General features: G+C 66.5%; 23 protein-coding genes. 8 read left to right on the top strand and 15 right to left on the bottom strand.

All coding sequences use genetic code 11. The annotated features are described in order from the left end of the window. The first annotated feature begins 47 nt into the window (after window positions 1-47). Window positions 48-1,238, top strand: coding sequence for a trans-sulfuration enzyme family protein (locus tag CEY08_RS15265; protein WP_076814509.1), 1,191 nt, complete (start codon window positions 48-50; stop codon window positions 1,236-1,238). Here the strand turns inward: CEY08_RS15265 and CEY08_RS15260 are convergent. Then, window positions 1,213-1,674, bottom strand: coding sequence for a hypothetical protein (locus CEY08_RS15260; RefSeq protein WP_063960512.1), 462 nt, complete (start codon window positions 1,672-1,674; stop codon window positions 1,213-1,215). The two genes, CEY08_RS15265 and CEY08_RS15260, sit on opposite strands and share 26 nt — an antisense overlap. A gap of 183 nt (window positions 1,675-1,857) precedes the next feature. Here CEY08_RS15260 and ppk2 point away from each other — a divergent pair, with 183 nt between their 5' ends. After that, a complete protein-coding gene (gene ppk2, locus CEY08_RS15255; protein ID WP_076814508.1) occupies window positions 1,858-3,069 on the top strand; it encodes a polyphosphate kinase 2 in 1,212 nt (403 codons plus the stop codon). A gap of 3 nt (window positions 3,070-3,072) precedes the next feature. Here ppk2 and CEY08_RS15250 read toward each other — a convergent pair whose 3' ends face one another. The 5 genes from CEY08_RS15250 to CEY08_RS15230 form a co-directional block, all read right to left on the bottom strand. Further along, on the bottom strand, window positions 3,073-3,426 hold the full coding sequence (locus tag CEY08_RS15250; RefSeq protein WP_076814506.1) for a DOPA 4,5-dioxygenase family protein: 354 nt from the start codon (window positions 3,424-3,426) through the stop codon (window positions 3,073-3,075). A 19-nt stretch (window positions 3,427-3,445) separates the two neighbouring features. After that, window positions 3,446-3,808, bottom strand: a complete 363-nt coding sequence (locus tag CEY08_RS15245; protein WP_076814504.1) for a translation initiation factor Sui1 — start codon at window positions 3,806-3,808, stop codon at window positions 3,446-3,448. A 43-nt stretch (window positions 3,809-3,851) separates the two neighbouring features. Beyond that, window positions 3,852-4,232: an RNA-binding S4 domain-containing protein gene (locus CEY08_RS15240; RefSeq protein WP_063641251.1), complete on the bottom strand. Its 381-nt coding sequence runs from the start codon at window positions 4,230-4,232 to the stop codon at window positions 3,852-3,854. 65 nt (window positions 4,233-4,297) lie between these two features. Further along, window positions 4,298-5,284, bottom strand: a complete 987-nt coding sequence (locus tag CEY08_RS15235) for a tripartite tricarboxylate transporter substrate binding protein (RefSeq protein WP_063960513.1) — start codon at window positions 5,282-5,284, stop codon at window positions 4,298-4,300. Further along, on the bottom strand, window positions 5,281-6,117 hold the full coding sequence (locus tag CEY08_RS15230) for an amidohydrolase family protein (protein ID WP_232033828.1): 837 nt from the start codon (window positions 6,115-6,117) through the stop codon (window positions 5,281-5,283). Before CEY08_RS15230 ends, CEY08_RS15235 begins: the two co-directional genes overlap by 4 nt. A gap of 120 nt (window positions 6,118-6,237) precedes the next feature. Between CEY08_RS15230 and CEY08_RS15225 the strand changes: the two genes are divergently transcribed. Together CEY08_RS15225 and CEY08_RS15220 are read left to right on the top strand one after the other, a co-directional pair. Beyond that, window positions 6,238-7,125, top strand: coding sequence for a LysR family transcriptional regulator (locus CEY08_RS15225; protein ID WP_076814502.1), 888 nt, complete (start codon window positions 6,238-6,240; stop codon window positions 7,123-7,125). 130 nt (window positions 7,126-7,255) lie between these two features. Continuing rightward, entirely contained in the window at window positions 7,256-9,124 is a 1,869-nt protein-coding gene (locus tag CEY08_RS15220) for an ABC transporter ATP-binding protein/permease (protein ID WP_076814500.1), read from the top strand. An 18-nt stretch (window positions 9,125-9,142) separates the two neighbouring features. Here the strand turns inward: CEY08_RS15220 and CEY08_RS15215 are convergent, their stop codons facing one another. Beyond that, on the bottom strand, window positions 9,143-9,946 hold the full coding sequence (locus CEY08_RS15215; protein ID WP_076814498.1) for an aspartate dehydrogenase: 804 nt from the start codon (window positions 9,944-9,946) through the stop codon (window positions 9,143-9,145). A gap of 171 nt (window positions 9,947-10,117) precedes the next feature. On the opposite strand from CEY08_RS15215, the gene CEY08_RS15210 reads away from it, so the two are divergent. Next, complete coding sequence (locus CEY08_RS15210) at window positions 10,118-10,615, top strand: GNAT family N-acetyltransferase (RefSeq protein ID WP_076814496.1); 498 nt, start codon at window positions 10,118-10,120, stop codon at window positions 10,613-10,615. On the opposite strand, the gene CEY08_RS15205 is transcribed toward CEY08_RS15210, so the two are convergent. The 4 genes from CEY08_RS15205 to CEY08_RS15190 form a co-directional block, all read right to left on the bottom strand. Continuing rightward, entirely contained in the window at window positions 10,588-11,550 is a 963-nt protein-coding gene (locus CEY08_RS15205) for a BMP family ABC transporter substrate-binding protein (RefSeq protein WP_063960515.1), read from the bottom strand. The genes CEY08_RS15210 and CEY08_RS15205 overlap by 28 nt on opposite strands. After that, entirely contained in the window at window positions 11,547-12,524 is a 978-nt protein-coding gene (locus CEY08_RS15200; RefSeq protein WP_076814494.1) for a Bug family tripartite tricarboxylate transporter substrate binding protein, read from the bottom strand. Before CEY08_RS15200 ends, CEY08_RS15205 begins: the two co-directional genes overlap by 4 nt. Window positions 12,525-12,670: 146 nt before the next feature. Next, window positions 12,671-14,059: an amidohydrolase gene (locus CEY08_RS15195; RefSeq protein WP_063641258.1), complete on the bottom strand. Its 1,389-nt coding sequence runs from the start codon at window positions 14,057-14,059 to the stop codon at window positions 12,671-12,673. A gap of 144 nt (window positions 14,060-14,203) precedes the next feature. Further along, the gene (locus CEY08_RS15190; protein ID WP_076814492.1) at window positions 14,204-15,697 is read right to left on the bottom strand and encodes an MFS transporter; all 1,494 of its coding nucleotides are present in this window, start codon (window positions 15,695-15,697) and stop codon (window positions 14,204-14,206) included. Window positions 15,698-15,841: 144 nt separating this feature from the next. Between CEY08_RS15190 and CEY08_RS15185 the strand changes: the two genes are divergently transcribed. After that, window positions 15,842-16,480, top strand: a complete 639-nt coding sequence (locus CEY08_RS15185) for a TetR/AcrR family transcriptional regulator (RefSeq protein WP_076817786.1) — start codon at window positions 15,842-15,844, stop codon at window positions 16,478-16,480. Window positions 16,481-16,514: 34 nt separating this feature from the next. Here the strand turns inward: CEY08_RS15185 and CEY08_RS15180 are convergent, their stop codons facing one another. From CEY08_RS15180 to CEY08_RS15165, 4 genes are all read right to left on the bottom strand, one after another. After that, entirely contained in the window at window positions 16,515-17,465 is a 951-nt protein-coding gene (locus CEY08_RS15180) for a Bug family tripartite tricarboxylate transporter substrate binding protein (RefSeq protein WP_076814491.1), read from the bottom strand. Between the two features lie 17 nt (window positions 17,466-17,482). Continuing rightward, the gene (locus tag CEY08_RS15175) at window positions 17,483-18,751 is read right to left on the bottom strand and encodes a carboxylesterase/lipase family protein (RefSeq protein ID WP_076814489.1); all 1,269 of its coding nucleotides are present in this window, start codon (window positions 18,749-18,751) and stop codon (window positions 17,483-17,485) included. A 153-nt stretch (window positions 18,752-18,904) separates the two neighbouring features. After that, the gene (locus tag CEY08_RS15170) at window positions 18,905-19,855 is read right to left on the bottom strand and encodes an adenosine deaminase (protein ID WP_063960518.1); all 951 of its coding nucleotides are present in this window, start codon (window positions 19,853-19,855) and stop codon (window positions 18,905-18,907) included. 60 nt (window positions 19,856-19,915) lie between these two features. Continuing rightward, window positions 19,916-20,851 carry a LysR family transcriptional regulator gene (locus tag CEY08_RS15165; protein ID WP_063641264.1) on the bottom strand — a complete coding sequence of 312 codons (936 nt, stop codon included), beginning with the start codon at window positions 20,849-20,851 and terminating at the stop codon, window positions 19,916-19,918. Between the two features lie 315 nt (window positions 20,852-21,166). Here CEY08_RS15165 and CEY08_RS15160 point away from each other — a divergent pair, with 315 nt between their 5' ends. Together CEY08_RS15160 and CEY08_RS15155 are read left to right on the top strand one after the other, a co-directional pair. Beyond that, a complete protein-coding gene (locus tag CEY08_RS15160; protein ID WP_042797196.1) occupies window positions 21,167-21,541 on the top strand; it encodes a hypothetical protein in 375 nt (124 codons plus the stop codon). Beyond that, a complete protein-coding gene (locus CEY08_RS15155; RefSeq protein ID WP_232033829.1) occupies window positions 21,538-22,917 on the top strand; it encodes an MATE family efflux transporter in 1,380 nt (459 codons plus the stop codon). Before CEY08_RS15160 ends, CEY08_RS15155 begins: the two co-directional genes overlap by 4 nt. Window positions 22,918-23,043 lie beyond the last annotated feature (126 nt).

Raw genomic sequence — 23,043 nt, 5'->3', positions numbered from 1 at the left:
ATGCCGGGAGCACATGCCCGGCTTCACCCGTTTACAGGAACGTTGAAATGTCCGAGTCCTCGCAACACGGTTTCGCTACCCGCGCTATCCATCTGGGGTATGACCCGCTGGACGAGCAGGGCGCGCTGGCGCCTCCGCTCTATCTCACTTCCACCTACACGCAGGACAGCATCGAGGCCTTCGATCAGATCCGCCTGGGCGAGAAGCAGGGCTATGTCTATGGCCGCACCCGCAATCCGACGCAGGCGCTGTTGGAAGAGCGGCTGGCGTCCCTGGAAGGCGCCGAGGCCGGCGTCGTCACCGCGTCTGGCATGGCGGCGATCTCGGCCACCTTGTTCTCGCTGCTGCAAAGCGGCGACGAGATCGTGGTGGACCAGATTGTGTATGGCACCGCGTTCACCTTGTTCACCCAGGGGCTGGCCCGCTTTGGCGTTCGCGCGGTGTTCGCGGATTTCACGCGCCCCGAAACCGTGGCCGCGGCCATCGGACCCAACACGCGCGCGGTCTATTTCGAGACGCCGGCCAATCCGAACCTGCGCCTGGTGGATATCGCGGCGGTGTCCGCGATCGCCCGCGGCCAAGGGCTGCTGACTATCGTGGACAACACCTTTGCCACGCCGGTGCTGCAACGTCCACTGGAGCACGGCGCCGATATCGTGCTGCATTCGGCTACCAAGTACCTGGGCGGGCACGGCGATCTGCTGGCGGGCGCGGTCTTGGGCCGCAAGGAGCACATCGACGCGATCCGGCTGCAGGGCCTGCGCTACTTCACAGGCGCGACCCTGTCGCCCTTTACCGCCTTCCTGGTATTGCGCGGCATCAAGACGCTGGAGCTGCGCGTGCAGCGTCACTGCGAATCCGCCTTGAAGGTGGCCAGGCTGCTGCGCGAGCATGCCGCGGTGGCCGACGTGTTCTATCCCGGATTGGCGGACACGGCGGGCGCGGACATTGCGCGGCGCCAACAATCGGCGGGCGGCGGCCTGGTCGCGTTCGAGCTCAAGGGCGGGCTGGCCGCCGGACGAACGCTGCTCAACAGCCTGAAGCTGGCGCGCATCGCGGTCAGCCTGGGCGACCCCGAAACCCTGATCCAGCACCCCGCATCTATGACGCATGCCAGCTATACGGCCGAGGACCGTGAACGCTACGGCCTGTCCGAAGGCTTGTTGCGTCTTTCGGTGGGACTTGAGACGCCCGAGGACATCCTGGCGGATCTCAGGCAGGGCCTGGACCGGGTGTAGAGTCCGAACGCCGCCAAGCCACCCATTCTCCTTCGTCCGAAAAATTGCGCGGCCCGCGCGCGGCGGCGGCCAGCCCCGCGCGCAGTATGCCGTGGTCCAGTCCGGGCAGGTGGCGCAGCAAGGCGGCAGGCAGGCGTTCCACGTCCAGGATCGCGGCGTCGAATTCCATGGCCATCAGCCCGCCGCCGTCGCTCGGCACGCGCACGAACCACAGGCCCTCCATGTAATCGCCCGACCAGGGGTCGGGATAGATGGCCTGCGTGTAGCGGAATCCGAATTCATGGATGTCGTGCCACGGCCAGAATTCCCGCTGGCCCAGCGCGCGCGCCAGTTCACTGCTGCGCGTGAGGCCGGCGTCGTCGAAACTCACGGTTTCGCGCAAGGGATCTTCGGGCGGTGTCGGGCCGGCAAGCAGCCGCTTGATGATGGACCACATGGCGTATGGATGGATGAAGGAAGGCCAGTGTAGCGGCCTGCATCGCTGCAAAAATGTTACAACGTTTGATCGAGGTCAAATCCGCGGACCGGGGCTCAGGGTAGCGTTTGCGCTTTTCCGAAATGGGCCGCAGGCGCAAGCCTGGCCGCGGACAGGACGATCAGCGCAGCGAGGACAGCATCGATGACAGACAAGACAAGCCAAGCCACCGAACAAGCCGTAGCCGAAGCGCCGCGTAAGCGCGCCGCCAAGCGTACCGCCAGCGCCTCCGCCACACCGGTCGTCAAGACCGTGGTCACGGCGGTGACCACCGGCCGCCAGCCGCGCGCGGCCAAGACGCCGGCGCCCGCTACCGATCCCGTGTCCGCAGCGGCCTCCGCCGAGCCGGCTCTCGACGTCCGCAAGCGTGTCGTCGCCCGCCAGGATGCCGCGCGCCAGGAGACCGTCGCCGTGCTGGCCGATATTGCCCGTCGCTACAACGTCAGCGCGCCGGTGCAGGCGCGCGAGGCATTGCGCTCGGTGATCGAAGACTTGTCCCCGGACGATGCGCAGGCCGTGCACCGCGCGCTGCTGGAGGCCAATTCGATGGCGCCACGCACGCGCCGCAATCCCGACGACGAACTGGCGGCCGATTGGCGCGAAGGCATCTATCCCTATCGCCACCGCATGCTGCGCCGCAATTACGAGAAGCAGAAGTACAACCTGCAAGTCGAATTGCTGAAGCTGCAGGCGTGGGTCAAGGCCACTGGCCAGCGGGTGGTGATCCTGTTCGAAGGCCGTGATGCCGCCGGCAAGGGCGGCACCATCAAACGCATGATGGAACACCTGAATCCGCGCGGCGCGCGCGTGGTCGCTCTGGAAAAGCCCTCCGACACGGAGAGAGGCCAGTGGTATTTCCAGCGCTATGTGCAGCATCTGCCTACCGCGGGCGAGATCGTCATGTTCGACCGTTCCTGGTACAACCGCGCCGGCGTGGAACGGGTCATGGGCTTTTGCACCCAGAACGAATACCTGGATTTCCTGCGCCAGGTGCCGGATTTTGAACGCCACCTGGTCAGCAGCGGCATCCACCTGATCAAGTTCTGGTTCTCGGTCAGTCAGGAAGAGCAGCGCCGCCGCTTTCTGCAGCGCAAGGTGCATCCGCTCAAGCAGTGGAAGCTTAGCCCCGTGGACCTGGCCTCGCTGGACAAGTGGGACGACTACACCCGCGCCAAGGAAGCGATGTTCGCGCATACCGACACGGCCGACGCACCGTGGGTGGTGGTCAAGTCCGACTGCAAGAAGCGCGCGCGCCTGAACGCGATGCGCTACGTGCTCAGCCGCCTGCCGTATGAAGGCAAGAGCAGCGATCCCATGATGGCGCTGGACTCGTTGATCGTCGGCCGCGCGCTGTAGCCGTCAGGCGCCCAGCGCCTGCAGGTTCAGCGTGTAGCTGCGGCCGATCCAGACCGCGCAATCGCGGTGGTCTCGCAGGGAGTCGCCGGTATTGGGATGCAGGAAGACATCCAGCGTCCCGTGATGCAGCGTCAGCCAGGTGGCAATTTCCGCGAAGTGTTCGGGCGTAAACGCAATCTGGTAGCTCCATTGGGGATGCGGGCCGACGGGGCGCTCATGGAAGCGCCCCAATTCCATCTTGCCGTCAAAGCGCGCGGCGATCCGTTCGCGCAGGGCACGCGCCGCGTCGCGGCTGGCGGCGTCGAAATACACATGGGCGTGCCAGCTGGCGACGTTGGCGGTTTGCAGATCAGTCATTGCTTGTTCTCCGTCGGTATCAGCCGCCCGCGCGCTTGGCGCGGATGCCTTGCTTTTGCAGGGTGTCCAAGACGCGGTCGCAATGGTCACCCTGGATTTCGATTACGCCATCCTTCACTGTCCCGCCAGAGCCGCATGCGTTGCGTAACTGCTTGCCCAGCGCGTTCAGCGCCGCGCCATCCAGGGCCAGGCCCTTGACCACGGTAACGCTCTTGCCGCCGCGTCCCTTGGTTTCACGCGATACGCGGGCCACGCCATCGCCCGCGGGCGCCGCCCGGGCCGCCTGCTTGCACAGGCATTGCGCCTGCGGCTTGCGGCATTCCGGACACATGCGGCCGCCGTCGGTGGAATAGACCAGACCGCCAGTAGAACTGCTTTTCATGATGGGCTTGCGAAATGGAAATGGATCGTGAGGGCGTGCGGACTTACTTGCCGCGCATCTGGTCGATCAAGCGCCGGTCGCGCTTGGTCGGGCGTCCCGCTTCGATGCCCAGCGCGGGCTCGGGCGCCAGGCGGCGCATTTCGGCGGCGCGTTCGCGCGCCGCCACGCTTTCGGGCGTTTCTTCATAGAGCTGGCGCGCGACGGGCGCGGGACCGCGCACGCCGCTGATGCCCATGACCCGCACATGCAGCGCAGGATCTTCCTTGCGCACCGTAACCAGGTCGCCTGGAGCGACCTCGCGCGCGGGTTTCGCCGGTTGATCGTTGACCAATACCCGGCCCTTGCCGATTTCCTGCACGGCCAGGCTGCGCGTCTTGTAGAAGCGCGCGGCCCATAGCCATTTGTCTAGCCGGATCTTGTCCATCTGATCGTCCCTGCCGGATTGCTGTATCAGGGACCATCATAGCCGGGAGCGATGCCCGGCACCGCTCAATCCAGCGCCAGGTCGGCTTCCTGCACGACGCGTTGCCACTTGGCGATCTCGGCGCGGCGGAAGGTGTCCAGCTCGGCCGGGGTAGAACCAATGGGCTCGGCGCCGATGCCCGCCAGTTGTGCGGCGATGGCGGGTTCTTTCAACACCTTGGCCAGCGCGTTGGATACCTGGTCCACGATTTCGGGCGGCGTGCCGGCGGGCGCGAACACGGCGTTCCATTCATAGGTTTCGTAGCCAGGCACGCCAGACTCGGCGATAGTGGGCAGGTCAGGCGCCGTCCGGGAACGTTCGAGCCCACCGACGGCCACGGCGCGCAGCTTGCCGTTCTTCACGTGCTGCCACGCCGAACCCATGCTGGCGAACATCACGGGCACCTGGCCGGACATCACGTCGATCATGGCCGGACCGCCGCCTTTATAGGCCACGTGCTGCAACTGGGTCTTGGCCAGCAGATTGAACAGTTCGCCGGCCAGATGCTGTGCCGAACCCGGTCCGGCCGAAGCGAAGTACACGTGCTCCTTGGCGCCGGGCTGACCGAGCTTGATCAGGTCGGCTACGGTCTGGACTTCGTACGATGGCGTAACGACCAGCACGTTGGGCACGCGCAGCAGCAGGGATACGGGCGCGAATGCGGTCAGCGTGTCGAATTGCATCTTCGAATGCAGCGCGGGATTCTGTGCGTGGTTGGACGCGTCCAGCATCAGGGTGTAGCCGTCGGGCTTGGCCTTGGCCACAACGGCGCCGCCGATCATGCCGCCCGCGCCTCCGCGGTTCTCGATGACCACGGGCTGGCCCAGCTCGGCAGCCAGCCTGGGACCGATCAAGCGCGCCACCACGTCGACGGTGCCGCCGGGCGGGTAGGTCACGACCAGGGTGACGGCGCGTTCGGGATAGGCGGCGGATGCGGCGCTTGCGGTCGCGGCCAGCAGGCCGGCGGCAAGCACGTTCCTGCCGCGCACCAGGTGTTTGAACAGAGGAATCATGGTTTGTCTCCTTGGAATTGGAATAGGCGCAATGGGGTGTCGGCAAGCACGATGCGGCGTTGTTCGGGGCGGTCGAGCCAGGCGTCCAACCATTGCGTTGCGGCCGGATAAGACGCCAGGTGCCGATGCTCGGTGTGGGGCCAGTCGCTGCCCCACATGAGCCGCTCCGGGGTATAGGCCTGCAGCAGTTGCTGTGCGGCCAGGCGGCCCGATGCGGCGCAGGCCGCAGCCGGCCAGTTGCGGTAAGGAGCCGACAGCTTCACCCAGATGCGGCCGTTGTCCGCTTGTTGCAGCAGGTAGTGAAAGCCGGGATCCGAGGTGCCCAGCGCGGGATCCGGGCGGCCGAAGTGATCCACTACGATGCGGCAACCGGCGGTCAGCAGGCGGGGCAGGATGTCGGGCAGTCGCGCGGCTTGCAGATGCAATTCGACGTGCCAGCCCAGCGCGTTGATGCGGGCCAGCAGGGTACGCCAGGCCGGCGTGTCCACTTGGGGCAAATCCAGGCCGATCAGATTCAGCCGGATGCCGGCCACGCCGGCTTCGGCGAGTTCCTGAAGCCCGGCCTCGGAGATTTCCGGAGCCACGACCGCGACGCCCCGCAGGCGGCCACGCGCGGCGCGCAGCGCCTGGACCATATGGCTGTTGTCCGTGCCCAGGAAGCTCGGTTGCACTAATACGCCATGCGTCAGGCCGTGGGCGTCCAGCAGCGCGAGATATTCGGCGGGCGTCGCATCGTAGTCGGGCGTGTGCCGGCGCACGTCGGCGAGTGCCAAGCCTTGCCGGAACACATGCGCATGGGTGTCGACGGCGCAGCCGATGACGGGGGAGGGCAAAGCGGTCTCCTTGTTGTGCGCTCGGGACAGGCGTCGCGGCGCTTTATACAAGGCGGGATTCTAGAAAGTTGAAATATACTTTTCTATTATTTAATCCAGTTTTATATATATCGAATCGATATGGAAACCAGGCATCTGCGCTACTTCCTGGCCGTGATCGATCATGGCAGCGTCAGTCGCGCGTCGGAATGGCTCGGTATCGCGCAGCCGGCGTTGAGCCAGGGACTGGGCCGCATGGAACGAGACCTGGGCGTGAGCCTGTTCGAGCGTTCGCGCCGCGGCGCCACCCCCACGCCCGCCGCGCTTGCCATCCTGGAAGATGTGCGCGCCAGCGTGGCGCGGATCGACGCGGCGGCGCAGCGGGCGCGCGAGATCGGCCGCGGCAGCGCGGGACAATTGACGGTCGGACTGGTGTCCTCGGCATTGTTCGACACCCTGCCTCGCGCATTGCGCGAGATGCGTCGGCTGGCGCCCGGGGTGCGGGTGATCCTGCGCGAAATGAGCAATGCCGAACAGGCTGAGGCCCTGCAGGCAGGCGAGATCGACATCGGCCTGATGCACACGCCGGTCGCGGTGGGCGGCCGTATGCGCGAACGCCAACTGTTGCGCGACCGGCTGGTGGCCGCGGTGCCGGATGAATTCGATGTGCCGGGCGACGGCCAGGTCAGCATGGCGCAGATCGCGCAGGCGGGGTTGGTGATGTATCCGCAGTCTCAGCTGCCTTCGCTGTATGCAGGCATTCTGGACGCCATGCGCAAGGCAGGCCACGACGCCCATGTTGCGCAAGAGGCCAATCGCACGCTGACGGTGCTGTCCTGCGTGGCGGGCGGCTGTGGGGTGGCCCTGCTGCCCAGCTGGATCCGCTCGATGGATTTCCGCGGCGTGAGGTTCTGCGACGTGCGCGACGGCCAAGCCCTTCCCAGCTTCGATTTGAGCGCGATTTGGCCCGCACGGTCCGTCCCCACGCTCGCAGACATGTTCGCCAATCTGGACCTGGGCGCGGGCTGAACCTGCGGCAACTTTCAACCAGCCTTCATCTACCCAGGCGAAACGCTTAAGCCAGGCTTAAAACGGGCCCTCTGCCGGAACTCGAAGTACGCGCCACGTCTAACAAGGAACGCGTATCTGGAGGGAGGTCATGGACCTGAACTGGCAGCAGCAACTGGCGGAAAGCGGGCTTTGGCTGGCGCGCGCGTTCGGCATTTCGGCCGTCGCGCTGGCGCTGGTGGTGTTCTTGCTCGCGCGCGGCACGGACTGGGGACGCAAGTTCTGGCGGCTGGCCTGGCCCTATCTTGATCCCCGGCGCAGTTGGCGGCCTCTGCTGACTTTGGCCCTGCTGCTGTTCCTGGCGATGTTCGCCGTGCGCATGACGGTGTTGTTTTCGTTCTGGTACAACGGGTTCTACAGCGCATTGCAGGCGCTGGACCAGAGCGCATTCTGGCGTTTCCTGGGCATATTCTCGGTGCTCGCCTGTGTGCACGTGGTGCGCACGCTCGCCGACAGCTACGTCGGACAGGCGTTCGATATCCGTTGGCGCGTGTGGCTCAATGATCGTCTCACGCGCGATTGGTTGGGCGCGGGCGCCTACTACCGAGGCCACTTCGTCGACGCGCCCGTCGACAACCCTGACCAGCGTATCGAACAAGATATCGCCATGTTCGTGACGGGGTCGCGCACGCTGGCGATCGGGGCGCTGAGCGCGGTCGTGTCGCTGGTGGCGTTTACTTCGATATTGTGGGGCCTGTCTGGCGCCTTGACCGTGGCCGGCGTTGAGATCCCGCGAGCCATGGTGTTCATGGTGTATCTCTACGTGATCGTGGCGACCCTGTTCGCCTTCAAGATCGGGCGTCCGCTGATCAAGCTGAATTTCCTGTCCGAACGGCTGACGGCCAACTTCCGTTACGCCCTGGTCCGCCTGCGCGAGAACGCCGAGAACGTGGCGTTCTATCAGGGCGAGCACGTGGAACGCGCCACCCTGTGGACGCGCTTCTCCGCCTATATCGCCAATCTGTGGGCCCGGGTGTACCGGGGGCTGAAGTTCGACGGCTTCAACCTGTCGGTGAGCCAGGTCGCCGTGGTGTTCCCGTTCATCCTGCAGGCGCCGCGTTTTTTCAGCGGCGCTATCAAGCTGGGCGATGTCATCCAGACTTCGCAGGCCTTCGGGCAGGTGCAGGATTCGCTGTCGTTTTTCCGTACGTCTTACGACACCTTCGCGCAGTATCGCGCCACGCTGGACCGGCTGAATGGTTTCCTTGACGCCAACGAGGCCGCGCGGGCCTTGCCGTCCGTGCAGACCGAGTCCCTGCCCGACGGCCTGGATATTGAGGACGTGCGGGTGGCGCGGCCGGACGGCACGGTGCTGCTGCGCGATCTGAACCTGAGCCTGAAGCCGGGCCAGGCCTTGCTGATCAAGGGGCCCTCGGGCAGTGGCAAGACCACCTTGCTGCGCGCATTGGCTGGTCTGTGGCCCTATGCGCAGGGTTCGGTGCGGCGTCCGCAGGGCGCGTCGGCATTGTTTCTGTCGCAGCGTCCTTACCTTCCGCTGGGCGACCTGCGCGGCGCGGTCGCGTATCCCGGGTTGGCGCAGCCCGAGGATGACGCTCGGCTGGCCGAGGCGCTGCGGCAGGTCAATCTGGGGCATCTGGCCAGCCGGCTGGATGAGGTGGCGGATTGGTCGCGCATACTTTCCATGGGCGAGCAGCAGCGCGTGGCGTTCGCGCGCGTGCTCTACAACCGCCCCGCCATTGTGTTCCTGGACGAGGCCACTTCAGCCACCGACGAGGGCCTGGAACACGCGCTGTACAGCCTGCTACGCACTGAAATCCCGTCATGCATGCTGGTCAGCGTGGGGCATCGCAGCACGTTGGACGCCTTCCATACGGACAGGCTGGATCTGGATGGCGCGGGTGGCTGGCGGATGAGCCCGATGGCGGCGGCCAGCCGCGCCGCGGAGCGTCCGCGCCCGGTGAAAGCTCAGCCGGGCGGCTTGCAACGCGCGGCCGCCTGAGCGGCCCGCAGGCGGGCGTCAGGTGCCCACGCGCAGAGGACCGGTCAGCTTGCGCAGCGCGGCGATCACGCTTTGCGCGGTGATGCGGCCGGTCTTGGGATTGGCCGAGGGAATGTTCTGGATTTCCATCGAGAACGAGGCCGAGTCGGACACGACTTCGACGCGGTGCAGATTGCGTTCCAGGGAGGGGTCGGCCCAGATTTCCAGGGTGGTCTTGTCGGGACCTATGCCGGCCAGCGACACGCTGACCGCCACGTTCAGGTTCGCAGGAAAGCCCACGGCCGCTTCGCGGGGCGATCCGCGGAAAATCAGGCGTGGCTCGGTGATGTCCGCGATGTCGATGTTGTTCTCCGTCAGGTAAGGCGCGCCCAGCAGGCCGCGCACCGGCTTGCGCGTGATCATGGTGACGGAATGGATGACGCCTTCGGCCGCAGCGGTAATGGCGTCCAGGCCCAGGATGGCGCCCGAAGGCACCAGGATCTGGCCCTGGTGGCGGCGGGCGAGTTCGATCAGGTCGTCATGGCGCAGCAGCGCGCCGGAACTCAACACCACCATTTTCTTGCCCGCGCGCAGTACGGGCTCGGCAATGTCGCGGAACACGGCCGCAGGCGCGCATTCCACCACTACGTCGCAATGCTCGTGCAGGCCGTCGATGGTGGTATAGCGTGGCGCGGCCTGGGTCCAGGAAAAGGCCGGCGGGGCATTGGGGTCGCGCACCGCCACGGCGGTCAGCGTCAGGCCGGGCAGGCCGGCGTCCAGGGATTGCGCCACGGCCTGGCCGATGGCGCCGAAGCCGGCGATGCCGACGCGGTAGCTGTTCATAGGGGTCCAGAGTTGAGGCCGCGGCGCGCCGCGGGTGGTTCGAAAAGAAAAGGGCGCCCATTTGTGGCGCGCAAGTCTGCCGGCCACTTTAGCCAGCGTGCCGGCAGGCGTCAATGCGCAATGGCGGCCAGGGCCGACTACACTTTGCGCTTGAGCCGATGGAGCCCATGCATGCGCATACTTCCCGAATCACCAGGCGACCGCGAGGCGATCTTCACGTTGACGCAGGCCGCATTCAAAGATCACCCACATAGCCAGCACACGGAGGGCCACATCATCGACGCGCTGCGCGAGGCGGGCGCGCTGACGTTGTCGCTGGTGGCGCAGCTGGACGGACGTATCGCGGGCCACGTTGCATTTTCTCCGGTTGCGATCGGCGACGGCTCGCCGGACTGGTACGGACTGGGGCCGGTGACGGTGATGCCCGAGCTGCAAGGCCGGGGCATCGGCGCGGCCCTGATCCACGACGGTATCGCGCGCCTAAAGGCCCTGGGCGCGGCGGGTTGCGTGGTCATGGGGGACCCGGCGTACTACCAACGGTTTGGCTTCGCGCAGACACCGGCGCTGACCTATCCCGGCGTGCCGCCCGAATATTTCATGGCGCAGGTGTTCACGCGCCCGGCGCAAGGCCGGGTCACGTATCACCAGGGGTTCGACGCGGCGGCGTGACCGTGGCGAGTCGGGGATGGCGCCGGCAGCATGAATTCCGCCCCGGCGTAATCGGTCGCGATGTCCGTGGCCCCCGATGCAAGCCGTTCGGCCCATTCGTCCAGCACGCGGCGTTCTTCCGCGCAGACCTTGGCGTTCAGCACCAGCCGCAGCGACGCGGCTTCCTCCAGTCCATAGCGGGTCACGCGGCCCACCGCCAGCGCGCCCGCGGCGTGGTCTGCGGCCGCGCGTTGCACGCACAGCCCTGAGTCGGCCAGCGCCGAAGCCAGATAGACCTGCGGATCGCGCGCCACCCAGTCCAGCACATTGCCGATCTGCCACACCCCGGTTTCGCGACAAACGCGCGTCACACCTTCGCGCCCGCCATCCATCATGGCGAACAGCACACGGGCGTCGCGCGCGGCCAGCGCGCGCGTCCAGGCGGCGCCAAGCGCCGGATCGTGCTGATTGCCGCAGAACGCGGTAAGCGGATCCTGGCCGGTGACGCGGCGCACGCCGTCGGCATAGGCGGCGCGTCCCTTCAAGCCGGGCCGGACGCGTTCGCCGGACAGATGCGCGGCTCGCCCGTTACCGGCACGCAGGCCTGCCAGTACGCCGGCAAGAAAGGCCGAGTGTTCCTGCAGGATCTCGTAGGACGCCACGTTGGCGGCGGTGTGGTGGCCTTGAGTGATGGCGAATTGCGTGCGCGGATAGCGTGGCGCCACGGCAGCGACGGGTTCGTCGCCCTGGCCTCCATGCACGATGACCAGGTCCGGCCCCGTTGCGCACAATTGTGCAAGACGTTCTGCGCGCGCGGTGGCGTCGTTCGCGGCTATCCATTCCTGCCGCAGCGCTTGGCCCGCTTGCGCGGCGCGTTCGGCGCCGCGCAGCGCCGCTTCGTTGAAACCGCCGCGGCCCGGATGGCCAAACAGCACAAGCAGGCGGCGGGCGCTCACAGGCTGGCTCCCGTGGCACGTACGACCGGTCCCCAATCCTCCGCCTGGCGCCTGACGAAGTCGGTGAACTCCGCGGGAGACTTGCGGGCCAGGACGAAGCCTTGTCCTTCGAGTTTGGCGCGTATGGCGGGCACGTCCAGCACCAGCGCAATCGCGTCGTTCAAGCGCTGCGATACGGCTTCGGGCAGACCCGCGGGTCCGGAGATGCCGATGAAGTTTTCGGCGATCAGGCCGGGATAGCCCAGTTGTCCCACGGCCGGGATGTCGGGTGCCTGCGGCACCGGCAGGCGGGTGGTGACAGCCAACAGGCGCAATTGGCCGGACCGCAGGAAGGGCAGGTTCTGCGGCAGGGCGTCGACCGCAAAGCGGATCTGGCCGCCCAGGAGGTCATTGCGCATGGCGCCCGAACCCTTGTACGGGATGTGTTGCAGGCGCGCGCCGGTCTGGCGGGAGTACAGCTCGCCCACGATCTGGCCCACCGAGGCCAGGCCGCCGCTGCCGTATTGCACGGGCTGCGCCTGCGCGCGGATCCAGGCGGTCAGCTCCGCGAAGCTGGAAACCGGCACCGAGGGATGGACGACGAACACGGTGGGCACCGCGCCCACATAGGCGATGTGGTCGAAACTCGCGAGCGCGTCGTATCCGCCCTGCGGCATCAACGCGGGCGAGATGGACAGGGGCGCCGAATTGGACATCAGCAGGGTGTAGCCGTCGTTGGGCGCTTGCGCCACCAGGCTTGCGCCGATGGTCGACCCCGCGCCGGGTTTGTTTTCGATGACGATGGGCTGGCCCAGCTCTTCGGCCAGCACCGGCGCGATGACGCGCGCGGCGATGTCGCTTGCGCCGCCAGGCGGGAAGGTGACGATGAGCCGGATCGGACGCTCGGGCCAGGCGGCTGCGCGCGCGCTGCGCGGCCGCGCCAAGGGCAGCGCCAGCGCGCCGGCAAGCATGAAGGTTCTTCGGGAAATCGGCATTGCGTGGTTTTCTACGTGGTTGCCGCAAGGGCGGCAAAGGGGCGTACTGTAGAAAGCCGTGCCGGGCCTGACAAAGATTTTGTAGCCGTTTGCTTATGCCCGCCGCGTCGCGCGGCGGGCATGTTTCACGCGTGCAAGGCGCGCTTTCAGCTGCCTTTCTGCGCTTGCGCCATGTAGTCCACGGTCAGGTTCGACAACGCGCGCACGCCGTTGATCAGCCCCGATTCATCGACGTAGAAGCGCGGCGAATGGTTGGGCGCGGCCTTTTCCACGTCCGTTCCCTTGGGCGTCACGCCCAGGTAGAAGAACATGCCAGGAACCTTTTCCTGATAGAAGGAGAAGTCCTCCGACGCCGTGGATTTGGGCTGCAGGCCGTAGTTGCCTTCGCCCGCGACGCGACGCAAGGTCGGGCCCATCTGCTCGGTAAGCGCTGGATTGTTGACGGTGGCGTTGTACAGCTCCACCACGCGCACGTCCGCCTTGGCGCCCGCGCTTTGCGCGATCATGTCGGCAGTGCGCGCGATGCGCTGGTGGATGTCCTTCTTCATGCCTTCGTCATACGTGCGTATGGTGCCCGTCATGGCGACGTTGTCCGGCACGATGTTCATGCGGTTGCCGCCGTGGATCGCGCCCACGGTAATGACGGCCGGCTCCAGCATGCTGTTGATCTGTCTGCTGGGAATGGTCTGCAGGCCCAGGATGATCTGCGAGCTGACCACGATGGGGTCGATGCCCGACCAGGGGCGCGCGCCATGCGTCTGCTTGCCGGTGACGTCGATCCAGAACTGGTCGGCGGCGGCCATGGCGGGTCCGCTGCGCCAGGAAAGCTTGCCCGCGGGGTAGGCGCTGGACACGTGCAGGCCGAAGATGGCGTCCACCTTGGGATTCTCCAGCACGCCTTCCTGCACCATCATTTTTGCGCCCCAGATTTTCTTGCCGTCGGGCTCGAAATCGGCCGGGCTTTCCTCGGCGGGCTGGAAGATGAATTTCACGCTGCCGGGGAGCTGGTCCTTCATGCCTGCCAGTACTTCGGCGGTAGCCATCAGGATGGCGGTGTGGGTGTCGTGGCCGCAGGCATGCATGACGTCCACTTCCTTGCCCAGGTAGGTACCCTTGGCCTTGGATGCGAAGGGGAGGTCGACTTGTTCCTTGACGGGCAGCGCGTCCATGTCGGCGCGCAGCGCGACCACGGGGCCGGGCTTGCCACCCTTGAGCACGGCAACTACGCCGGTGCCCGCCACGCCGGTCTTCACCTCCATGCCCAGCGCGCGCAAGTGGTCTGCGACCAGCTTGGCCGTGCGGTTTTCCTGGTTGCCCAGTTCGGGGTGTTCATGGATGTCGCGGCGCCAGGCGATCAGCTTGTCTTCGATGGCCTTGGCGCGCTGGTCGATCTGGTCGGCCAGCGCGGGATTGGGCGCCGGCACGAGCGGTCCTTGGGTGCCCGGCGCGCTTTGGGCGGCGGCCGGACCCGCCATCAGCAAGTGCGCGGCGAGCGCCAGCGGCGCCAGGCGGAACAGCGGTTTGCGGTAAGGCATGTTTTGCTCTCCTCGTGGTTGTTAACCTGTTATTGGACGAGGATCTTACCGAAGCGCATGGCGGCGCGCGTGTTTGTTACGAACGCTTAAAAACAGGCCATTTTGATTCCGGCGGATGGAATTCCGCGAGCCGGAATCAGAGGCTCATGCCGGGCGCAGGAAGCGTTTGGCGTGACGGGCGAGAAACATCAGCAACAGCGCGGCGAGCAGCGATGCAGTGCCTGCTGCAAGCATCGCGGCATGGAAGCCGCCGGCCAGCGCGGCGGCGGTCAGCTCGCCCGCATTGACGGGATGGGCTGGCAGTTCGTGCAAGGTGATGGCGGTGCGCGCCGCAGCCTGCGCATCGGGCTCGCCCAGCCGCGACAGCGATGCCGCCAGCGCGTCAATGGCGCGTCCGCTCATCAGCGCGCCCAGCAGCGCGATGCCTATCGTCATGCCTGTCTGGCGCAGCGCATTCATGGTGGCCGACGCCATGCCGGAGCGCTCGCGCGGCACGGTGGCCATCACCGCCATGCTGGTCGAGGGAACCGCCAGGCCGGTACCTAGCCCCAACAACACCAATAGGGAGCCGGACACCGCATAAGACGTGTCAAGGTCGAAGCGGGTCATGCCCAGCATGGCCGCGCCGATGAATGCAAAGCCGGCGATCATCAAGCGGGGCAGGCCGAAGCGCAGATTGAGCCGCCCAAACACCAGCGATACGAGCCCTGCGGCCGCAAACTGCGGCGCCAGCTGCCAGCCGGTGGCGAGCGGCGACAGCCCCCGCACGTGCTGCAGATAGATCGAAAAAAAGAACAGGCTGCTGTAGGCGGAAAAGCCCAGCACGAAGGACGCGAAATTCGTGATGGCGAAGCCGGCGTCGCGGAACAGGCCCAGGGGCAGGATGGGCCGCGCCGCGCGGTGTTCGACCCCCAGGAAGGCAAGCAGCCCGACCACCGCGATGGCGAGCGCGGCGATGGCCTCGGGCGCTGCCCAGCCATGTTCGCCCGCCGCGATCAAACCATAAGTCAGCGCGCCCAGCCACAGCACGCTGAGCGCCTGGCCTGCGGGATCGAAAGCCGCGTGTTCAGGATGGGCGCTTTCCGTGATGCTCCAGGCACCCAGCGCGATGGCCAGCGCGCCCACCGGCAGGTTGATCAGGAAGATGCTCTGCCAGCTGAAGTGGGCGACCAGCACGCCGCCCAGCATGGGGCCGACAATGAGCGAAATGGCATTGCAGGAAGCCCATATGCCGATGGCCTGGGCGCGTTCCTTGGGGTCGGGAAAAGCCTGGGTCAGCAGCGACAGCGCGCCGGGCACCAGCAGGGCTCCGGCCACGCCCTGCACGGCGCGGCCGATCAGTAGCGCCGTCAAGTTGTCGGCCAGGCCGCATAGGGCGGAACCCGCGGTAAATAGCAGCACGCCGGCCAGCCATGAACGCTTGCGACCGTAACGGTCGCCCAGCGGTCCGGCCGAAAGCATGAAGGCCGACAGGAACAGGGCGTAAGCGTCCACGACCCACTGCAGCCCGGCCATGTCGATGCGCAGGGCGGCCTGCATGGTGGGCAAAGCCACGTTGACGATGCTGATGTCCAGAATGGTGATGAAGCTGCCCAGGTTGACGGCAAGAACCAGGGCGCGGCGGCGTGCGGGATGCATGGCGGGGCGCGGAGTCGAGGGAAGAGGTATTCTATTCATCGACCGACCGTCGGTCAATGGAAAGAAGAACGATTCTCAAATTTTGTCCGAGGCCCCGCGCCTCCTCTACACTGGCGCCTTGCCGTTGAACCGACCTTGCACGATATGCCTGCCGTTCCTGTCGATCCGTCTTCCCTGCCTGGCCAGGACGCCGCTTCCAAGCCCCGTACCAAGCCAGCCGCCGTGCGGCTGGATGAACTGATGGCGGCGGCAGAAGCGCTCTTCATCCAGAAGGGGGTCGAAGCCACCACCATCAACGAGATCGTCGAGCGCGCGGGCGTGGCCAAGGGCACGTTCTATCACTACTTCACATCGAAGAACGACATGCTGGCGGCGCTGCGCGCCAAGTTCTCGCAAGGGTTCCTGGACCACATCGACCGCGAGGTCGACGCCTGTGAAGCAAACGACGGGGTCGCGCGGCTGCGCGCCTGGACCCGCGCCGGCGTGCAAGCCTATTTCGATGGCTATGAACTGCATGACGTGGTGTTCCACGATGCCCAGCATCCCGACCGCGGCGTGACCGAGAAAAGCGCCGTGCTGCAACAGCTGGAAGCCATCCTGGAGGCCGGCGCGCGCGCCGGCTGCTGGAGCTTGGACGATACGGCGCTGACCGCCATCGTGCTGTACCACGGCATGCACGGCGCGGTGGACGCCTGCATCGCGCAGGGCAGGCGGGACGCGGAAGCGTTGTCCGGCCCCCTGTCGGCGATGTTCCTGCGCACGTTGGGCGCGAGCGCCGGCTGAGCGTCCCGGCCCAGCCGGCCCGTTGCGATACGCGCTATTGCAGCTTGATGCCCAGTTCCTTGATAAGCGGTCCCATGTCCGCGCGGTCGGCTTCAATGGTCGCCGCGAGCGCTTCGGGCGTGCTGCCGATGGGGATCATGCCCAGGGTTTCCATCTGCGACCGCATCGCCGGATCCTTCAGGATGTCGGCGACCGACTTCTGGATCAGCGCCACGCGATCATCGGGGATACCGGCCGGAGCCATCAAGCCGATCCATGGCTGCGGCGCATAACCTTTCAAGCCGGATTCTTCCAGGGTGGGCGTATCGGGCAAGCCGCCGAAGCGTTCGGGGCTGGTGATGGCCAGCGCGCGCAGGCGGCCGCTGTCGATCAGGCCTTTGGAACTCGACGGCGCGTCCAGTCCCACATCGAGCTGGCCGCCGATCAGGTCGTTCTGCGTTTTGCCCGACGAGGACGAAGGCACGTACAAGGCCTTGATACCGGCGCGGCGTGCCGTCTGTTCCCAGACAAGGTGAAAGGCAGTGCCGATGGAGAACGACCCGACGCTCAGATTGCGGGCGCGGCTTTCGCGCACGAAGTCTTCCCAGGTCTTCAGCGGGCTGTCCTTCGGCACGATGAAAATGAACGGCGTGCGCGCCACCAGCGAGATCGGCTTCAAGTCCTTCTGCGTATCGAAAGGCAGACTGTCCACTGCGAAGGGCACGATGGTGACGGACGAGGCCACCACCATGCCCAGCGTGTAGCCGTCCGGCGCCGATTTGACCAGCGCGCCGGTGCTGATGATGCCGGAGGCGCCCGGCTTGTTTTCGACCACTACGGGCTGGCCCCAGGCGGCGCCGAGCTTGCTGGCCAGGACGCGCAACATGACGTCCACGGGTCCGCCCGGAGGATTGGACACGATGATCTTTACGGGTTTGTCGGGATAGGCGGCGTTGGCCGCCAGCGGCGCCAGCAGGGCAAGCGCGAACGCGATTTGCTTGAACATGGAGCGTCCCCCTTGGTTTATGCCAGGATTTGCATATGCGGAGCCTCGGGCCAACCAGGCGCGTCGCCCCGGATGAAGGCGATCCACGCCTGCTGCGTGGCCAGCGCGAGCTGTTGCACCTGGTGCGGCGGCAGGCCGCCAAGCATGGGCGCGCCAGAGAAGGCGGGCAGCGTGTCGAAGACGAACGGCAGCTCGATGCAATGGCAGGCGCCGAAGCGCGGCGTGGGGGCCACGTCGAAGCGCGCCAGCCAGGCGTGGCGCCCCTGGGCGACGGCGTCATCGGCCCACTGGCGCGACGGGGCGCCGAACACGGCTTCGCCCAATTGCTGGTCGGACGGGTCCGTGCCATTGCCGGGAAAGGCGGCCATTTCATCCCGGGTGTAGCAGACCAGCACGTCGGCGCGGGAAGCGGCCCGCTTGAGCGCGGGCGCGATATCTCGAGGCAGGATCTGGCCGTCCAGCACCGGCGCGAATTGGCTGCGGCTGCTGCCTTCGGCGCGTAGCACCTCGGCGACGGCGGGCGCCTGCTGTGCCTGCAATAGAGCGGCCACCGGAAGTTCGCGGGCAGCGTCCAGCGTATCGGCGCCAGCGGCGCGCAGAAAGGCCTGTCCCAGCGCGTCGGCCTGTTCCGCGCTGCGAAAGCCCCGGCCCAGCGCCGCGCTTTGCAGGATGGCGCGGGCAAAGCGCGGCTTGCGCGCAAGCATGGCGCAGATCGAGGACGCGCCAGCGGATTGCCCCATGACCGTGATCCGCTCCGGATCACCGCCCAGGTCCTGGACGTTGTCCAGCACCCAATCTATGGCCGCCTCCTGGTCCAGCAGGCCCGCGTTGGCTGTCTGGCCGGGCACGTACAGCCAGCCTAGCGCGGCCAGGCGGTAGTTGACCGCGACCACCACCATATCGCCGCGCTGCGCCAGGTTGGCGCCGTCATACCAGTCCAGCGCGCCACCGCCGCTTTGCCAGGCGCCGCCGTGCAGCCACACGACCACGGGCCGTCGCTTGTTGTCGGCGGCCGGCGTCCATACGGTCAGGTGCAGGCAGTCCTCGGATTGCGCGGCGTGGAAGTCACCCATGGCGCCGCGCAGGCGTGAAGGCAGCTGCGGCGCGACCGGCCCGGGCCGGGTGGCGTCCAGATTGCCATGCCAGGCGCCGGGCTGCGGTGGCGCGAAGCGCAGCTTGCCGACCGGCGCCTGCGCATAGGGAATGGCGCTATAGCGGCAAACGCCGCTGTCGCGCACGCCGGTCAGCATGCCTGCCGGCAGCGCTGCCTGGACGAACTCACTCATATCCTGCCCCTTGTTGTCTAGTCTGTGATCCTCCGCGGCAGGCGCCGCGGAGGTCGGACTATGGTAGGGAGGAATGGGCCGAGCCAGGCATGCAGGTTTTGAACATTGCCATGCGCAATACGCATGGCTGGCTGACGGGCGGGCGCGCGGCCGCTACCTGGCGATGCGCGCGTCCAGACTATTGTCCGCCAGGGCCTGCGCCTGGGCTCGCGACATGCCCAGGTGGTCGTACAACGCGTGGAAGTTCTCGTTGACGTAGCCACCAAAGTACGCGGGATCGTCGGAATTGACGGTGACCTTCACGCCGGCGTCCAGCAGGGAAAGAATGTTGTGGTCCCGCATATGCTCGAACACGCGCAGACGGGTGTTGGAAAGCGGACAGACCGTAAGAGGGATCTGCTCGTCGATGAGGCGTGCGATCAGCTCGGGATCTTCGGCGGCGCGCACCCCGTGGTCGATACGCAGCACCTTCAAAAGATCCAGCGCTTCCCAGATGTATTCCGGCGGGCCTTCTTCGCCGGCGTGCGCGACAGCGGGCAGGCCTTCGGCACGCGCGCGATCGAACACGCGCTGAAAAAGACGCGGGGGAAACCCCTTTTCGCTGCTGTCCAGCCCCACGGCGATAAATGCGTCGCGATGCGGCAGCGCGGCCTCCAGCGTGCGCATGGCCTGCTCTTCGGGCAGGTGGCGCAGAAAGCTCAGGATCAGCCCGCTGCTTACGCCCAACTGCTTGCGGCCGTCCTCAAGCGCCTGGCTGATGCCGGACAGCACCGCCTCGAAGGGCACGCCGCGGTCGGTGTGGGTCTGCGGATCGAAGAACGGTTCGGTGTGCACGACGTTCTGTTCGCGGCATTTCAGCAGATACGCCCAGGTCAGGTCGTAGAAGTCCTGTTCGGTGCGCAACACGTCCGCGCCCCGGTAGTAGAGGTCCAGGAATTCCTGGAGGTTGCCGTAGTTGTAGGCGGCGCGCAGGGATTCGATGTCCGGCCATGGCAGCGCCACGCCATTGCGCTGTGCCAGCCGGAACAGCAGCTCGGGTTCGAGCGAGCCTTCCAGGTGCAGGTGCAATTCCGCCTTGGGCAATGCGTTGAGCCAGTCGTACATGGGGTGCTCCGATCAAAAAATGTTGCCTGCCCAGGATACCGCGCAACGCGCGGCTCCGGCTCAGGCTGTCAGCGCGATGGCGTCGGCCTGGATGGCGAGCTGAAGTTGGGCGGCGAAGGCGCGCGCCTGCCGCGTGCTGGGGCGGTCGCGGCGCCAGATGGCAGCCAGCGGAGATTTGCGCAGGACCGGCCTGTCGGGCAGGACCACCAGTTCGCCACGGGCCTGCCGGATGGCCGCCACGCTGCCGGGCAGCATCCACAGGTACTGGCCGTCCAACAGCATTTCGCGGCCGAATTCCAGTGACAGGGCGCCGATCATATCCGGAATCGCCAGGCCGGCCTGGCGCAGCGACATTTCCAGTTCTCCGCGAATGCGGCTGCCGGGCAGGGCGGTAATCCAGGGGTAGGCCACATAGTCGGCCAGCTTGGCGCCCGGTTGGCTGGCCAGTGGATGATGCGTGGCGCAGGCCAGCACCACGGGATCTTCCAGCAAGGTGGTGGAGCGGTAGATCTGCGGATTGACGGTGGACGAGAAGCGGCTGATCAGCACGTCCAGCGCGCCTGCATCCAGGTCTTCGATCAGCCGTTCGTGTGTGCCGATTTCAATGGTCAGCGTGATGCGCGGGTAAGCCTGGCGATAGGCGCGCGCGGCTTCGGCCACCGGCCATCCCGCAAACATCGAAAAACAGCCCACCGTCAGGCTGCCTTCGTCGCCGCGCGATACCGCGGCAAGATCGATTTCAGCCTTGCGGAAGTCGGTAAGCAGCAGGCGGGCGTGGCGGCACATGGTTTCGCCCAGCGGTGTGCAGGTCGTGCCCTTGGCCGTGCGTTCGAACAGCCGCGCGCCCACCAGTTCCTCGATCTCGGCAATGGCGCGAGACAATCCGGATTGCGTGCTGTGCAACTGCGCAGCCGCCTTGGACAGATTGCCCAATTCGGCGACGGTCAGCACGATTTCCAGGTGCCGGATGCGGAGCTTGCCTCGGAACGGTGTCATGGCGCGGGTCGGAAAAGGAGGTGCTGATTATTCTCCCCCGCCGCGCGCTTGGCAACGGCACCGGGCATGCGCCCCGGCGGGTTTCGGATATAGTTCGCGCCAGACTGATCATCGGAAGCGCGGCGCGGAACCGGTCCTGCGGCCGACAAGATAACAGGGGCAGCCATGAATGCAGCGGGAGTCCGACACCATCGGGCTCTTGCCCCGGTATTCGAATGACGCGAACGTTTTCCAGTACTGGTTTGCACCCGCAGGCCGCTGACGGCGGCCCTGGTTTCATCGCGCGGCCTGGGCCGCATTTCATCCGGTAGCTTCATGACTCGTAAAGCCTTGTTTGTTTCGACCTTCGTCTTGCTCCTGTGCGTGGCGCTCACCGCGCTGTTCTGGCGTTACCAGTTCGCCCACATGCCGTCCTCCCTGCGCAGCCTGGTCGAGGGGCAGGTGGGCGAGGGTATGCATATCTATGGCGAGTCGCCGCGCAAGGACCGTGAAGTCGAGCGAGCCTTGCTGGCGGAGGCGCAGCGTGGCGACGCCGCGGCCCAGTACATGCAGGGCATGGTGCTGGAGCAGTTGGACATGGCCGCGGCGCTGCGCTGGTACGAAGCGGCCGCGGCCCAGGGATACGAAGCCGCGATCCAGCGCTTGCGGCAACTGCGTGAGCAAGCCCTGGCAAATCAGGCGCGGCCTTGAGCGGTCGAACCCCCTCTCCCGCGGATCCTCGCGCCCGCTTCGTGTCCGGGCCCATGGGCCCGCACGTGCTGGAAATGGTCTTGACGGGCTGGGCCAGCATGTTGGCGGTGTTCGCAGTCGAATTCCTGTCGCTGCTATACCTGGGCACGCTCAAGGATGAGGCCGTGCTGGGCGCGGTAGGCTTCGGGTCGATGACGCAGTTCACCATCACCTCCGTCTGCATTGGCGTGACCGTGGGCGGCGCGGCCCTGGTGTCCCGCTCACTCGGGGCGGGGGATGTGCCGCGCGCCCGCGCGCTGGCTGGCGCGTCGCTGGTGCTGATGGCTGCCGCCGCGCTGGCGTCCGGCGTGTTGTTCATGGCCGCGATCGGCCCGTTCACCGCAGCCATCGGCCTGGCAGAGGACGTGCGCGCGCATCTGTTGTCCTATGTGCTCATCACGACGCCATTCACCGTGGTGATGGGCATGGGCATGATGCTGTCCAACCTGCTGCGCGCCGCAGGTCACGGCCGACAATCCATGTGGGTGCTGCTGGCGGGCACGGCTACGGTAGCCGTATTGGACCCCTTGGTCATCTTTGTGCTGGACGGTGGCATGGAGGGGGTGGCGTGGGCGGGCGGTATCGGCCGCGTGGCGACGGTGGCACTTGGCGCCTGGCTGGTCTTTCGCAAGCATCGCCTCGCGGCCTGGCCGGCGGGTGCGGCGTTGCGCGCGCATTTGGGCGCGATCGGCCGTATCGCTTTGCCCGCCGCATTGACGACGCTGGCGACCCCCGCCGCGGTGATTTTCACGGTATCCACATATGCCGGCTTCGGCTCCAGCGTGATGGCGGGCGCCACGGTCGTGGATCGGGTGCTGCAATTGGCCTATGCCTTGTTTTTCGTGCTGCCAGGCGCGATCGGGCCCATCCTCGGGCAGAACCTGGGCGCGGGGCAGTGGGATCGCGTGCAGGACGCGGCGCGCCTGACCACGCGCTGGTCCCTGATGTATGGCTTTTCCGTCGCCGCCGTGCTGGCTGTCCTGGCCCCCTGGATGCCTGACGTGTTCCAGGTGACCGGGCCGGGACGCGACCTGATCATTTTTTTCTGCCGCTACGGAAGTTTCGCCTGGGCGCTCAACAGCCTGTATTTTGTCGCCATAGCGGTATTCAACAACTTGGGATACGCCACGTATTCCACCGTCATAGGCTGGCTGCGCGCCACCGTGGGCACGCTGCCTTTTGTCTGGTTGGGGGCGCACTATGGCGGCCCCGAAGGCGTGCTGGCGGGGCAGACGACGGGCTTCGCCCTGTTCAGCCTGATCGCCATGCTGTTGTGCCGGCGCGTGCTGCGGGCGCCGCCCGCAAGCCACGCGGCGGTGGCGAGGCAGGCCGCCTAGTGCCGTTGCGGCGCGGCTTTCAGCCGCCCGGCTCTTGGCGGGTCAGGCTGGCGGAGCTGCCGGGGGCGCGTTCGATTTTGACCGCTGGTCGCGGTACGATCCGGGCTGACTTCGATTTTTCAGGAT

It is taken from the genome of Achromobacter insolitus, assembly GCF_002209555.1.
GTDB lineage: Bacteria > Pseudomonadota > Gammaproteobacteria > Burkholderiales > Burkholderiaceae_B > Achromobacter > Achromobacter insolitus.
The sequence above is the reverse complement of the archived record's forward strand: the minus strand, read 5'-3'. Positions and strand labels throughout refer to the sequence as shown.

Bases quoted from the DNA above. Each gene is read 5' to 3' on its own strand.
- CEY08_RS15265 (WP_076814509.1), top strand. From the start codon at position 48: ATGTCCGAGTCCTCGCAACACGGTTTCGCTACCCGCGCTATCCATCTG.
- CEY08_RS15260 (WP_063960512.1), bottom strand. From the start codon at position 1,674: ATGTGGTCCATCATCAAGCGGCTGCTTGCCGGCCCGACACCGCCCGAA.
- ppk2 (WP_076814508.1), top strand. From the start codon at position 1,858: ATGACAGACAAGACAAGCCAAGCCACCGAACAAGCCGTAGCCGAAGCG.
- CEY08_RS15250 (WP_076814506.1), bottom strand. From the start codon at position 3,426: ATGACTGATCTGCAAACCGCCAACGTCGCCAGCTGGCACGCCCATGTG.
- CEY08_RS15245 (WP_076814504.1), bottom strand. From the start codon at position 3,808: ATGAAAAGCAGTTCTACTGGCGGTCTGGTCTATTCCACCGACGGCGGC.
- CEY08_RS15240 (WP_063641251.1), bottom strand. From the start codon at position 4,232: ATGGACAAGATCCGGCTAGACAAATGGCTATGGGCCGCGCGCTTCTAC.
- CEY08_RS15235 (WP_063960513.1), bottom strand. From the start codon at position 5,284: ATGATTCCTCTGTTCAAACACCTGGTGCGCGGCAGGAACGTGCTTGCC.
- CEY08_RS15225 (WP_076814502.1), top strand. From the start codon at position 6,238: ATGGAAACCAGGCATCTGCGCTACTTCCTGGCCGTGATCGATCATGGC.
- CEY08_RS15220 (WP_076814500.1), top strand. From the start codon at position 7,256: ATGGACCTGAACTGGCAGCAGCAACTGGCGGAAAGCGGGCTTTGGCTG.
- CEY08_RS15215 (WP_076814498.1), bottom strand. From the start codon at position 9,946: ATGAACAGCTACCGCGTCGGCATCGCCGGCTTCGGCGCCATCGGCCAG.
- CEY08_RS15210 (WP_076814496.1), top strand. From the start codon at position 10,118: ATGCGCATACTTCCCGAATCACCAGGCGACCGCGAGGCGATCTTCACG.
- CEY08_RS15200 (WP_076814494.1), bottom strand. From the start codon at position 12,524: ATGCCGATTTCCCGAAGAACCTTCATGCTTGCCGGCGCGCTGGCGCTG.
- CEY08_RS15195 (WP_063641258.1), bottom strand. From the start codon at position 14,059: ATGCCTTACCGCAAACCGCTGTTCCGCCTGGCGCCGCTGGCGCTCGCC.
- CEY08_RS15190 (WP_076814492.1), bottom strand. From the start codon at position 15,697: ATGCATCCCGCACGCCGCCGCGCCCTGGTTCTTGCCGTCAACCTGGGC.
- CEY08_RS15185 (WP_076817786.1), top strand. From the start codon at position 15,842: ATGCCTGCCGTTCCTGTCGATCCGTCTTCCCTGCCTGGCCAGGACGCC.
- CEY08_RS15180 (WP_076814491.1), bottom strand. From the start codon at position 17,465: ATGTTCAAGCAAATCGCGTTCGCGCTTGCCCTGCTGGCGCCGCTGGCG.
- CEY08_RS15175 (WP_076814489.1), bottom strand. From the start codon at position 18,751: ATGAGTGAGTTCGTCCAGGCAGCGCTGCCGGCAGGCATGCTGACCGGC.
- CEY08_RS15170 (WP_063960518.1), bottom strand. From the start codon at position 19,855: ATGTACGACTGGCTCAACGCATTGCCCAAGGCGGAATTGCACCTGCAC.
- CEY08_RS15165 (WP_063641264.1), bottom strand. From the start codon at position 20,851: ATGACACCGTTCCGAGGCAAGCTCCGCATCCGGCACCTGGAAATCGTG.
- CEY08_RS15160 (WP_042797196.1), top strand. From the start codon at position 21,167: ATGACTCGTAAAGCCTTGTTTGTTTCGACCTTCGTCTTGCTCCTGTGC.